This window comes from Streptomyces sp. SM1 (genome assembly GCF_002910825.1).
GTDB lineage: Bacteria > Actinomycetota > Actinomycetes > Streptomycetales > Streptomycetaceae > Streptomyces > Streptomyces okerensis.
The window spans coordinates 1-226 of record NZ_NEUB01000492.1; the positions used below are offsets into that span (position 1 = coordinate 1).

The 226-nt window shown below is 70.8% G+C and carries 1 pseudogene; it reads right to left on the reverse strand.

Annotation, left to right across the window (positions count from 1 at the left end):
• A pseudogene (locus B9S61_RS12135) lies at window positions 1-186 on the reverse strand (IS1182 family transposase); the annotation flags it as partial.
• Window positions 187-226 lie beyond the last annotated feature (40 nt).

The window sequence follows — 226 nt, forward strand, 5'->3', positions numbered from 1 at the left end:
TGCCGAGTGGTCGAGCGGGGCCGGGGTGACCATGTCGGTGCCCTGCTTCGCGGCGTCGTGGATGAGGTCGGCGGAGGGGTAGCCGGAGTCCAGGTAGTGCTCACCGGGCCGCAGTCCGTGCTCGTCGAGCCGCTGCTGGATGGGGGCGGTCGCCTTCACGTCCGGCACGGTGGCGTCGGTGGTCATCACATCGGTGATCAGGTTCGGAGGCAGGATGCCGCCCCCG